This window comes from Hydrogenophaga sp. R2, from assembly GCF_049843595.1.
GTDB lineage: Bacteria > Pseudomonadota > Gammaproteobacteria > Burkholderiales > Burkholderiaceae_C > Hydrogenophaga.
The window spans coordinates 27,963-40,000 of sequence record NZ_JBBHZN010000005.1 but is presented as its reverse complement, the minus strand read 5'-3'; the positions used below and the strand labels follow the sequence as shown (position 1 = coordinate 40,000).

The 12,038-nt window shown below is 72.2% G+C and carries 10 protein-coding genes (1 of these 10 only partly in view); 7 read left to right on the top strand and 3 right to left on the bottom strand.

Annotation, left to right across the window (positions count from 1 at the left end; all coding sequences use genetic code 11):
* A protein-coding gene (locus tag WD026_RS15310; protein ID WP_425724526.1) for an ATP-binding cassette domain-containing protein crosses the window boundary here: on the top strand, positions 1 to 220 show its 3' end. Its footprint begins 1,688 nt before the window's first position; 220 of the gene's 1,908 nt are visible here — the last part of the coding sequence; its start codon lies beyond the left edge, outside the window; its stop codon occupies positions 218 to 220.
* Between the two features lie 17 nt (positions 221 to 237).
* On the opposite strand, the gene WD026_RS15305 is transcribed toward WD026_RS15310, so the two are convergent.
* On the bottom strand, positions 238 to 1,641 hold the full coding sequence (locus WD026_RS15305; RefSeq protein WP_425724525.1) for a PLP-dependent aminotransferase family protein: 1,404 nt from the start codon (positions 1,639 to 1,641) through the stop codon (positions 238 to 240).
* A gap of 97 nt (positions 1,642 to 1,738) precedes the next feature.
* Here WD026_RS15305 and WD026_RS15300 point away from each other — a divergent pair, with 97 nt between their 5' ends.
* The 4 genes from WD026_RS15300 to WD026_RS15285 are packed head-to-tail and all read left to right on the top strand — an operon-like array spanning position 1,739 to position 5,509.
* Entirely contained in the window at positions 1,739 to 2,677 is a 939-nt protein-coding gene (locus WD026_RS15300) for a DMT family transporter (protein WP_425724524.1), read from the top strand.
* A gap of 32 nt (positions 2,678 to 2,709) precedes the next feature.
* Entirely contained in the window at positions 2,710 to 3,933 is a 1,224-nt protein-coding gene (locus WD026_RS15295; RefSeq protein WP_425724523.1) for a PLP-dependent aminotransferase family protein, read from the top strand.
* Between the two features lie 17 nt (positions 3,934 to 3,950).
* Positions 3,951 to 4,817 (top strand): PhzF family phenazine biosynthesis protein, encoded by an 867-nt coding sequence (locus WD026_RS15290; protein WP_425724637.1) that lies wholly within the window; start codon positions 3,951 to 3,953, stop codon positions 4,815 to 4,817.
* Positions 4,814 to 5,509 (top strand): VOC family protein, encoded by a 696-nt coding sequence (locus WD026_RS15285; protein WP_425724522.1) that lies wholly within the window; start codon positions 4,814 to 4,816, stop codon positions 5,507 to 5,509. The genes WD026_RS15290 and WD026_RS15285 overlap by 4 nt, the downstream gene beginning before the upstream one ends.
* Before the next feature lies 1 nt (position 5,510).
* Here the strand turns inward: WD026_RS15285 and WD026_RS15280 are convergent, their stop codons facing one another.
* Positions 5,511 to 7,841: a hybrid sensor histidine kinase/response regulator gene (locus WD026_RS15280; protein ID WP_425724521.1), complete on the bottom strand. Its 2,331-nt coding sequence runs from the start codon at positions 7,839 to 7,841 to the stop codon at positions 5,511 to 5,513.
* Between the two features lie 188 nt (positions 7,842 to 8,029).
* Here WD026_RS15280 and WD026_RS15275 point away from each other — a divergent pair, with 188 nt between their 5' ends.
* On the top strand, positions 8,030 to 8,701 hold the full coding sequence (locus WD026_RS15275) for a histidine phosphatase family protein (protein WP_425724520.1): 672 nt from the start codon (positions 8,030 to 8,032) through the stop codon (positions 8,699 to 8,701).
* 1 nt (position 8,702) lies between these two features.
* Here WD026_RS15275 and WD026_RS15270 read toward each other — a convergent pair whose 3' ends face one another.
* On the bottom strand, positions 8,703 to 9,545 hold the full coding sequence (locus WD026_RS15270; protein WP_425724519.1) for a creatininase family protein: 843 nt from the start codon (positions 9,543 to 9,545) through the stop codon (positions 8,703 to 8,705).
* A 267-nt stretch (positions 9,546 to 9,812) separates the two neighbouring features.
* Here WD026_RS15270 and WD026_RS15265 point away from each other — a divergent pair, with 267 nt between their 5' ends.
* Entirely contained in the window at positions 9,813 to 11,999 is a 2,187-nt protein-coding gene (locus WD026_RS15265; protein ID WP_425724636.1) for a protein-disulfide reductase DsbD family protein, read from the top strand.
* The last annotated feature ends 39 nt before the right edge of the window (positions 12,000 to 12,038 follow it).

Here is a 12,038-nt window from a genome sequence, read left to right as displayed (position 1 = left end):
CCGCAAGCTCAGCTACAAGGAGCAGCGCGAACTCGACGGCCTGCCGGCGCAGATGGCCGCACTGGAGGCCGAGCAGGCCGACATCGACCGACAGCTTGCCGGCGGACAGCTCTACGCGACCGACCCGGCCCTGGCGGCCCGGCTGGCGCAGCGCCATGCCGAGGTGGAGGAAGCCTGGATGGTGGCGGCCGAACGGCTGGAGGCGCTCGGCGGGCTCTGAACGCGGCCGGGAGCCCTTCAGCCCGCCAGCTCGGCCACCCGCTGGCGGTAGACCCGCCAGAACGTGGCGTCCTGCGTGGTGGCGAAATTGATGCGCATGAGGGTGGACGGCTGGCGCCCGGCATGGAACAGCGCACCGGGCGCGATCATGTAGCCGTCGTCCAGCAGGCGCTGGGCCAGCACATCGGTGTCCACGCCGGTGTCCACCCAGCCGAACAGCCCGGCCGGCTCGGCCACGAAACGGCAGCCCGCCCCCAGTGCCAGCTGCACGCTGCGCGCGCGGGCCACGTCGAGCCGGGCGCGCAGGCGTTCGGCATGGCGGCGCAGCTGTCCTTGCTCGATGCACAGGGCCAGGGCCTTCTCCAGCAGGGCCGGCGTGGTCAGGGTGCTGAGCATCTTGGTGTGGATGAGGGGCTCCACCAGCGGGGCCGGTGCGGCCACGAAGCCCACCCGCCAGTTCGGCGCCAGCACCTTGGCAAAACCACCCACATAGAGCGTGCGCTGCAGGCCATCCAGCACCGACAGGCGCGTGGCATGGGGTGGCGCCAGGTGGCTGTAGGTGTCGTCCTCCACCACATGGAAGTCGTGCTGTCCGGCCAGCTGCAGCAGGCGGTGGGCGCTGGCCGGCGACAGGCAGTGGCCGGTGGGGTTGTGCAGCACGCTCACGCTGACATACAGCTTGGGCCGGTGCGCCTCGCAATACCGGGCCATGACCGACAGGTCCGGGCCGTCCGGCCCGCGCGGCACCGGCAGCACCCGGGCACCCAGGGCGGCCAGCCGCGCAAATTCCACCGCCCAGCCGGGCTCCTCCACCATGACCGGATCACCCGGGCGCAGCAGGGTGCGGCTGATGATGTCCAGCGCATGGGTGGCACCCACGCTGGTGATGATCTGCCCGGCCTCCAGCGGCAGCCCCATGTCGCCGAGCTTGCGGGCCAGCGCCTGACGCAGGCCCGCATCGCCCGCGGGCTCGCCGTAGTGCAGCGACACCTCGTTGATGGCCTTGGCGCTGGTGAGCTTGCGCACCGCCGACGGCATGAAACCGGACTCCAGCCAGTCGGCCGGAAACACCCCCATGCCGGGCTGCGGCTTGTCGCTGACGCGGTGGAACATGCCGCGCATCAGCGCCGTGGCGTCGATCTGCACCGGCTGCTCGCGGCGGGCGGCGGCTGGCGGCTCCGAGCGACGCACCCGCTGCTCCCGCACGAAGAACCCCCGGTTCTTGCGGGCATCGACCAGGCCCTGGGCCAGCAGCTTGTCGTAGGCCGACACCACGGTGGACGGGCTCACGCCCTGCAGCCGGGCGCATTCGCGCACCGAGGGCAGGCGCGCGCCCGGGGCCAGCAGGCGGTCGCGGATGCGCTGGGCGAGCCGCTCGGCCAGCTGCTCGGACAAGGGCTGATCGGAGGTTCGGGTGAGCATGGTGGCGGCGTGTATGGTGCGGATCAACCATACAGTTTGAAAAGTGATGGGTCAACTGTACTGCTTGTGTACTGATCCTGCTGGCTACAGTGGCCCGATGAACCCCGCCTCCCCACCCACCCTGTCGGTCACCCCGCCGTCCCGTGCCGACGCCCGCCTGGGCTGGTGGCTGGGCCTGCTGGGCGTGACCGTGTTCGCCCTGACGCTGCCGGCCACCCGCCTGGCCACCGGCACGGCGGACGCGCCCGCCCTCTCGCCCTGGTTCGTGACCTGGGCGCGGGCGGCACTGGCCGGCCTGCTGTCGCTGGCCTACCTGGGTCTGGTGCGGGCCCCTCGCCCCACGGCGGCCCAGTGCCGGCCACTGGGCCTGTCGCTGCTGGGCAATGTGATCGGTTATCCGCTGCTGCTGGGCTGGGCCTTGCGCCACGTGACCGCCAGCCATGCCGCCGTCATCACGGCCCTGCTGCCACTGGCCACGGCCGCTGCCGCCGCATGGCTGCTGCACCAGCGGGCGCGACTGGGCTTCTGGCTGTTCGCCGCGCTGGGCAGCGGTCTGGTGGTGGCCTACAGCCTGATCCGGGCGGTGCAGACCGGCGGTTTCGACCTGGCCTGGGCCGATCTGCTCCTGGTGGGTGCGGTGCTGGCCGCCTCGGTGGGCTATGTGGGGGGAACCCAGGTGACGCCCGCGCTGGGCGCCGAGCGCGTCATCAGCTGGGTCTGCGTGATGGCCCTGCCGCTGACCCTGCCGGGCGCCCTGCTCACCTGGCCCGAACAGCCGGTGCCCACCACCGCCTGGTTCGCCCTGCTGTACGTGGCGATGTTCTCCATGTGGGCCGGCTTCTTCGCCTGGTTTCGCGGGCTGGCCCTGGGCGGCGCGCTGCGGGTGAGCCAGCTGCAGCTGCTGCAGCCGTTCCTGAGCATGGCCGCCGCGGTGCCCCTGCTGGGCGAATCCATCGACGGCCTGACCCTGGTGTTCGGCCTGGCGGTGGTGGCCACCGTGCTGGCCGGCCGGCGCGCCCAGCGCCCCACGCCCTGACCCTTTCATTCCCACCGCAAGGAGCCATCCCCATGAGCACGCCCTGGACCCTGTCGCGCCGCGCCGAACGCATGAACCCGTCGGTGATCCGCGAGATCCTCAAGCTCACCGCGCAGCCCGGCATCATCAGCCTGGCCGGTGGCCTGCCCTCGCCCGCCACCTTCCCGGTCGATGCCTTCGCCCAGGCCTGCGCCGAGGTGCTGGCCACCGACGGGCCGGCCGCCCTGCAATACGCCGCCAGCGAAGGGCATGGCCCGCTGCGCGAGTGGGTGGCCGCGCAGCTGCCCTGGGCGGTGGATCCGGCGCAGGTGCTCATCACCACCGGCAGCCAGCAGGCGCTCGATCTGGTGGGCAAGGTGCTGATCGACAGCGGCAGCCGGGTGCTGGTGGAAACGCCGACCTACCTGGGCGCACTGCAGGCCTTCGCGCCGATGGAGCCACAGATCGAGGGCGTGGCCTGCACCGACGAAGGTCCCGACCCGGACGATCTGGTGCGGCGTGGTCCGAGCGCACGGTTTTTGTATGTGCTGCCCAATTTCCAGAACCCCACCGGCCGCAGCCTGAGCGAGGGTGCACGCCAGGCCCTGGTGCAGCAGGCCGACCGGCTGGGCCTGCCGCTGGTGGAGGACAACCCCTACGGCGAACTCTGGTTCGACCAGCCGCCACCGGCCCCGCTGAGCGCGCGCCACCCCGACGGCTGCCTCTATCTCGGCTCCTTCTCCAAGGTGCTGGCCCCGGGCCTGCGGCTGGGCTATGTGGTGGCGCCCAAGGCCATCTTTCCCAAACTGCTGCAGGCCAAGCAGGCGGCCGATCTGCACACCCCCGGCTTCAACCAGCGCCTGGCCAGCGCGGTGCTGCGCGACGGCTTCATGGAGCGCCATGTGCCCCGGGTGCGGGCGCTGTACCGCCAGCAATGCCGGGTGATGCTGGACGCGCTGGGCCACGAGATGGGCGGGCTTGGGGTGCAATGGAACGCCCCCGAAGGCGGCATGTTCCTGTGGCTGCGCCTGCCCGAGGGCATGGACGCCACCGCCCTGCTGCCCCAGGCCGTGGCTCGGGGCGTGGCCTATGTGCCGGGTGCCGCGTTCTATGCCGACAGCGCCGACCCGCGCACGCTGCGGCTGAGCTTCGTCACCGCCAGCGAAGACCAGATACGCTCGGGCATTGCCGCCCTGGCGGCCACCGTGCGCGAGGCGCTGCCGCGCCCGACCGCTGTGCCGGTGGCCCGCCCCCAGAGTTCCGGAGTGACCGCATGAGTTCTGCCACCGCCGGCCTGACCGGCCGCCCTTTCGCCCAGGTGGACGTGTTCACCGCCACACCCTACCGGGGCAACCCGCTGGCCGTGGTGCTGGACGGCACCGGCCTGAGCACCGAGGCCATGCAGGCCTTCACCGACTGGACCAACCTGTCGGAATGCACCTTCGTGCTGCCGCCCACCACGGCCGAGGCCGATTACCGGGTGCGCATCTTCTGCCCGGGCCGTGAACTGCCGTTTGCCGGCCACCCCACCCTGGGCACGGCCCATGCGTGGCTGCGCGCCGGCGGCCGGCCCAAGGGGGAGCATGTGGTACAGGAATGCGGCGTGGGGCTGGTGCCGATCCGGCGCGACGGCGAACGGCTGGCCTTCGCCGCGCCGCCCCTGCGCCGCAGCGGGCCGCTGGACGAGGCCGATGTGGACCTGATCGCCCGGGGCCTGGGCGTGCCGCGCAGCGACATCGTGGCGCACAGCTGGTGCGACAACGGGCCCGGCTGGCGCGCCGTGATGCTGGGCAGCGCCGAGCAGGTGCTGGCCCTGCGACCCGATGGCGCGGTGCTGGCCGGCCTGGACATCGGCGTGGTCGGGCCGCGCGGCAAGGTCGGTGTGGTGGGCAGCCAGGCGCCGGGCCAGGACACGCAGTTCGAGGTGCGGGCCTTTTTCCCCGGACAGAACGGCCTGGCCGAAGACCCGGTCACCGGCAGCCTCAATGCCGCGCTGGCCCAGTGGCTGATCGGGAGCGGCCGGGCGCCGCGCCGCTATGTGGCGGCTCAGGGCACGGCCCTGCGGCGCGCTGGCCGGGTGCACGTGGAACAGGTCGACGACGGCACGCTGTGGATCGGCGGTGATTCGGTCACCTGCATCGAAGGCCGGGTGGCCTTGTGAGCCTGGTGCTGGACCATCTGGTGGTGGCGGCGGCCTCGCTGGACGAAGGCGTGGCCTGGTGCGAATCGGTGCTGGGCACCAGGCCGGCTCCGGGCGGCGCCCATGCGCTGTTCGGCACCCACAACCGCCTGCTGAAGCTGGCGGGCGCGCCCGACGCGTATCTGGAGATCATCGCGATCGACCCGGCGGCCACGCCCTTGCGGGCGCCCCCGCTGCGGCGCTGGTTCGACCTGGACGATGCCGCGCTGCAAGGGTCGCTGCGGCGCCATGGCCCGCAGCTGGTGCACTGGGTGGCCCGGGTGACGGACATCCATGCCGCGGTCGGCCAGCTGGCCGGCGCGGGCTGGGACCGGGGGCCGGTGCTGGAAGCGTCACGCCCGACGCCGCAGGGCCTGCTGCGCTGGAAGATCACCGTGCGCGATGACGGACAGCGGCTGGCCGGCGGCGCCCTGCCCACGCTCATCCAGTGGGGTGACCAGCACCCGGCACGCGGCCTGCCGGACGGCGGTGTGTCGCTGCAGGGTCTGCAGATCGGCGGCCCCTCGGGCGCTGCGGTGGTGACGGCGTTGCAGCCCCTGGCATCGGGCCCGATGTGGCGACACGACCCTGATGCCGCCTCGCCGGTCCTGAGCGCCACGCTGGACACGCCGCGGGGGCGGGTGGTGCTGCGCTGTCCGCCTGCAGCGGGCTGAATCAGCCGGCCGGCTGCACCAGGCGCGAGACCACCTCGCAGAAGGTCTCGACCGCGTCGGTCTTGAACACCACCTCGCGCACACCGGCGGCCCGGGCTTCGGCCTGCATCTCGTCGGTGATGTAGCCCGAGGCCACGGCCACGGTCAGCGAGGGCTCGATGGCCAGCACCGCGCGTGCCACCTCCAGGCCCGACATGCCCGGCATGTTGAAGTCGGTCAGCAGCAGGTCGAACTGGCCCGGCGCAGCCCGCACCGCCTCGATGGCATCGTTCTGCGCGGTGAACGCTGTCACACGGAAGCCGCGCCGCTCCAGCAGACGGCGCACCAGGAAGACCAGGGTGTCGTCGTCGTCCAGGTACAGGACATGGGGCATCGGGGCGTCGGTGGCGTCAGGCATCGTGTCGCGGGCGTCCGTTGAGGGTGGAGGAGCGGCAGAGGCAGCAGAAGCAGGCAGTGCCGCCGAGGCACGACCGGGCATCGGCATTGTGCCGCGATTGGCGGGCGCAGCGGCGGGAAACAGCAGGGTGAAGGTGGTGCCGGCGCCCGGGCGGCTCTGCACATCGATGGCCCCGCCGTGCGACTGCACGATGCCCAGCACCATGGGCAGGCCCAGGCCGGTGCCCTGCCCCACCGCCTTGGTGGTGAAGAAGGGCTCGAAGATGCGCCGGCGCACCGCCTCGTCCATGCCGGAGCCGGTGTCGGTCACCTGGACACGCACCACGCCCGTCTGACGCTGGCGGCAGATCAGCGCCAGCTCCGGCGGCACGCCGGCATGGTGCGCCGGCAGCGAGTCGATGCGGAACTCCAGCCGGCCACCCTGCGCCTGCATGGCATGCAGGGCGTTGGTGCCCAGATTGACGAACACCTGGCCGATCTGGGTGGGGTCGGCCAGGATGCGGGGCGCCGGTCCGCCGCTGGACTGCACCAGCTCCACATGGGACGGCAGGGCCGCCCGCAGCAGGGCACAGGATTCGGCTAGCACGGCGGCCAGGTCGGTTTCCACCAGCTCCATCGGCTGCTGCCGGCTGAAGGCCAGGATGCGCCGCACCAGTTCGCGGCCCCGGCGAGCGGCGGTGCGGATCTCGTCCAGGCTCTCGGCCGACGGATGCGCAGCGCCCAGGTCCTGGCGCGCCAGATCGGCATTGCCCAGGATGGCCGCCAGGATGTTGTTGAAGTCGTGGGCCACGCCACCGGCCAGCGTACCCAGCGCCTCCATCTTCTGGGACTGGGCCAGCTGGGCCTGCAGGGTCTTCTGTTCGGCCTGCGCGTTGCGCAGCGAGGTGATGTCGATGAAGGTCAGCACCACGTGGCGAAGCCCGCCGTCGGTGCTGTTCTCGGGATAGGCGTTGCACAGTGCCCAGCGGATCTCGCCGCCCTCGCCCACCGGCACGCCCATGACGATGTCGCGGGCCGGTTGCCCGGTGGCCAGCACCCGGTCGAAGGGCAGCTCATGGCGGCGCAGGGGCTGGCCGGTCTCGCCCAGCAGCTGCCACGCGTGGCCACCCGAGGTGGGCTCGGGCAGGGCCGGGTTGGCGCCACCGTCGCTCCAGCCCAGGAAGCGGCGGGCCGCCGTGTTGATGCTGGCCAGGGTGTTGTCCGGCCGGAACACCATCACGCCGGCACCCAGGTTCTCGATCAGGGCGCGTTGATCGGCCTCGCGCACCTGCAGGGCCTGGCGGGCCCGGTCGCCCTCGACCCGCAGCCGGTGCGACACCAGCGCGTTGTACAGCGCCATGCGCACCAGCAGCGTGGTGAGGAAGATGAACAGGTAGACCGGCATCACCTGGTCGGGCGTGAAGCCGAGCACCGGCACCGACACGGCAAACCCCAGCATGGTCAGCAACTCGACCGTGGTGATGACGCGCACCGCCCGCAGCTCCGGCACCCGCGGCGACTCGCGCTCGGCCCGCAGCAGGTCGCGCAGCCCGCCGCAGGTGATGCCGATGATCGCCAGCGAGAACACCGCCTGCCGGCCCTTGGCGGTGTCGATGCCGTAGGTGAGCAGGGCCAGCGTGGCCATGCAGACCAGGCCGGCCACCAGCAGATGGCGGCGGTGTGCCGTCAGCCCCAGGTAGCTGCGCAGACCCCACCAGACGGCCAGTGCCGCCACCACCAGCATGGTGCTGCCCACCACCACGGCCCAGAACACCGAGCCGGTGCCGCGCAACCACAGCCCGCCCGACCCGAGGATGGAGAGAAAGGAGGCCACCGCCCACCAGCCCGGACCGCCGATGCCCGGATACCGGCGCGACTGGGCCCAGAAGGCCAGCACGATGAGCGCATCCACCGCCACCCGCAGGGACAACAGGGTGTCGAGATCAAACTCCAGCACGAAAGGCTCCGGCGCCAAGGCTCATGGCGGAATTGAAGCACAGGCCGGCGCCCCGCCAAGGGGGTATTCATGGGGGAAAACCGCCGGTATTCGGACGCTGTCGGCGTGGCGTGTGCACAAACGCACACCGGCCGGGCAGTCGCTGCCGGGACAAATCGGCCGGTGCCCGCTGACCCAGAATCCGCCGCATGGGACAGCTCTACCTTGTGCGCCACGGCCAGGCCTCGTTCGGGGCCGACGACTACGACCAGCTCAGCGACCTGGGCCGCCGGCAGGCGGTGCAGCTCGGTCGCTACTGGGCGCAACGTGGCTGGAAGCCCGACGCGGTGCTCATGGGATCGCTGCGCCGCCACGCCCAGACCTGGGAAGGCATCGCCGAAGGGGCCGGCCTGGACCTGCAGCCCCTGGTCTGGCCGGGCCTGAACGAATACGACAGCCATGCCGTCATCCGCACGGTGCATCCGCACCCGCTGGCCAGGCCCGACACGCCCGAGCTGTACCGCCACCATTTCCGCCTGCTGCGCGACGGCCTGGCGCAGTGGATGGCCGGCACGGTGAGCCCGGCCGGCATGCCGACCTACGAGGATTTCGTGCGGGGCATCACCGGCGCCCTGGACCATGTGCGCGCCCACCACCAGGGGCAGAAGGTGCTGATCGTCTCCAGCGGCGGGCCCATCTCCACCGCCGTGGGCCATGTGCTGGGCATGAGCCCGGAAGCCACCATCGAACTCAACATGCGCATCCGCAACAGCGCGGTGAGCGAGTTCCAGTTCAACCCCAAGCGCCACACGCTGCTGACCTACAACACCCTGCCGCACCTGGACGACCCGGCGCTGGCGGAGTGGATCACCTACGCGTGAATCACCGGTGCCGGAGCGTGTCCGGCGGGAGCTGATCGATCTCGGTGAGCAAGCGGGCCAGGGCGCGGCCCGCAGCGTCCAGCACCATGCGCCCGTTCTCGGCCGTGGCCGCCGCTGCGTTGCCCACGGCGCCCGATGCATTCAGGTCCTGGGTCTGCCAGGCCAGCTTGGCGCTGCGGCCGTTGCCCAGCAAGCCGAAGTCGCGCGCGCGCTGTTCGCTGCTGGAGCGGAAATCGGCGGCCCGCTCCATGCGCACGCGCTGGGGGTGCAGGGCGAGCATGAGGGCGGTCTCGATCTCGCCGGCATGAACACCGAAGCGGTGCTCGTGCGCCGAAAAACGGGTCATCACGTCCTGACCAGCTTCGTCGAGCAGGGGCAGGTTGAACCAGCTGCTGGTGTAGACCAGCATGCCCAGACGGACGCGCAGGTCGCGGGCCACCAGATCGAGCGCACCGACCTGCCCGCCGTGGGTGTTGAAGATCAGCAGCTTGCGCACGCCGCTGGCGGCCACGCCCTCGGCGATCTCGGTCCACAAGCGCATCAGGGTGTCGGCGGACAGGCTCAGCGTGCCGGCAAAGGCCCGGTGCTCCGGGCTGAAGCCCACCGCCTGCGGCGGCAGGAACAGGGCCGGCAGATCGGCCGGCAGGTGCGCCAGGCAGGCCTGCACCACACCCTGGGCAATGTCGGCATCCACGCTCAACGGCAGGTGCGGGCCGTGCTGCTCGGTAGCAGCCACCGGCAGCACCGCGATCGCTCGGCGCGTGTCCAGGGTGGCGAAATCGTCGGTGACCAGATCGGCCCAGAAGCGGCTGGGCGGCAGGGGGGCGGGCGGCGGGGTGGGCATGGGCGCATCTTACGGTCAGGCACCGGGGTCGCCGTTGCCCAGGCGAGGGCGTCGCAGGGGCATCACCGGGCACTCGTATAGTGCGGAGCCGGCTCCGGCGGAACTCCGCCCGGCCGCACCGCTCCTACCACCGGGCCGCGCTTGCGGCCACCGAACCGCGCCATGCCACCGATCCTGCCCCGCCCCTGCACTGCACCCGTCTCCCGGCCCGCCACGCGCTGGCCTGGCTGGCGCCGCGCGCTGACCGGCCTGGGGGCCGGGCTGGCCATGATGGCCGCGGCCATCGCCCAGGGTCTGCCCGCGCCGCAGCCCGGCGGCCTGTCCCTGCCGGGACTGGCGGCCGCCGGTGGGGGCAGCCGGGTGGTCTCGCCCACGGTGGTGGAGTCGCCCCAGGCCCGCGCCGAGCTGCTGGTGCATGCGCCCTCGGGCGCCCGGCCGGGCGCTGCGGTGCAGGCCGGCCTGCAGATCACCCATGCGCCCGAGTGGCACACCTACTGGAAGAACGCGGGCGATTCCGGCCTGCCCACCGAACTGCAGTGGACCTTGCCACCGGGCGTGACCGCCAGCCCCATCGACTGGCCCACGCCGCGCAAATTCCCCATCGGCAACCTGGCCAACTACGGCTACGACGGCACGGTGCTGCTGCCGGTCACGCTCACCATCGGACCCGGGTTCAAGGGCGATGCCATCGACATCGGCCTGCAGGCCTCGTGGCTGGTGTGCCGGCGCGAATGCATCCCCGAGGAAGGCCGTTTCCAGCTGCGCCTGCCGGTGGACGGCAGCATGGCCGGCGCGGCCGCTGCCTTCGACGCAGCACGCCAGGCGCGCCCGGCGGACCTGGCCGCCGGCAGCAGCCAGGTGCAGCCCGATGCGTCCACCCTGAAGGTGGTGCTCGACGGCCTGCCGGCCGCGCTGCGCGGCCAGAAGCTGGAGTTTTTCCCCGAGACCCCGGGCGTGATCGAACCCGGCGCCGCCTGGACCCAGTCCTGGGACGGTGACCGCTGGAGCGCCAGCATCCCGTTGTCCCCGCACCGCAGCGATTCGCCCGCGCAGATGGCCCTGGTGGTGGCCCAGGCCGACGCCCCGGGACAGGGGCCGGGCCTGCCCGGCGTGCGCATGGACGTGCCGGTGCAAGGCAGCTGGCCGGCGGCCGCGCCGCTGCCGGCGGCCGTGTCGCCCGCGCTGCAGGCCGCGCTGGACGCCAACGCCGCGCGCGCCGCCGGCGGCAGCCCGTCGGGCGCCAGTTCGCTCACCTTCGGTGCGGCCCTGCTCGGCGCACTGATCGGCGGCCTCATCCTCAATCTCATGCCCTGCGTGTTCCCGGTGCTGGCCATCAAGGTGATGGGCTTCACCCGCCCGGGCACGTCGGCCGCCAGCCACCGGGCCCAGGGCCTGGCCTATACCGCCGGCGTGGTGCTGTCCTTCCTGGCGCTGGGCGGGCTGCTGCTGGCGCTGCGCGCGGCCGGTGAACAACTGGGCTGGGGCTTTCAGCTGCAGAGCCCGGCCGTGGTGGCGGGGCTGGCGGTGCTGTTCACCCTGATCGGCCTGAACCTGGCCGGCCTGTTCCAGTTCGGCTCGGTGCTGCCGAGCTCGGTGGCCTCGCTGCAGGCGCGCCATCCCGCCGGCGACGCCTTCCTCACCGGCGTGCTGGCCACCGCCGTGGCATCACCCTGCACGGCGCCGTTCATGGGCGCGTCGCTGGGTCTGGCCATTGCGCTGCCGGCCTGGCAGGCACTGGCCATCTTTGCCGTGCTGGGCCTGGGCATGGCCCTGCCGTACCTGGCCGCGAGCTGGGTGCCGGCGGTGGCCCGCGCACTGCCGCGCCCGGGGGCCTGGATGGAGCGTTTCCGCCAGTTCATGGCCTTCCCCATGTTCGCTACCGTGGTGTGGCTGCTGTGGGTGCTGGGGCAACAGACCGGCATCGACGGCGCGGCCGGCCTGCTCATGCTGCTGGTGCTGCTGGCCCTGCTGGTCTGGACGCTGAAGCTGCGGGGGCGCAGCCGGCTGGTGCTGGGTGGCCTGTCGCTGGCCGGTCTGCTGTGGCTGGGCGTGTCGGTGGGGCCGGGCGTGGTGCGTCCGCTGGAAGCCGCACCGGTGGCCGGCAGCGCACAGGACAACACCTGGGAAGCCTGGACGCCGGCCCTGCAGGCCCAGCGCCTGGCCGAGGGTCGACCGGTGTTCGTGGACTTCACCGCCGCGTGGTGCGTGACCTGCCAGTTCAACAAGCGCACCACGCTGGCCGACGCCTCGCTGCTGGCCGACATGGCGGGCAAGAACGTGGCCCTGCTGCGGGCCGACTGGACCCGGCGCGACCCGGCGGTGACGCAGGCCCTGGCAGGGCTGGGCCGCAACGGCGTGCCGGTGTATGCGATCTACAAGAACGGACAGGCCCCGGTGGTGCTGTCCGAAGTGCTGAGCGTGGAGGAGGTCCGCGCGGCGCTGGCCCCGCTCTGAGCGGGTGAGCGCCGTGTCATTCCAACGATTCATTGCAGG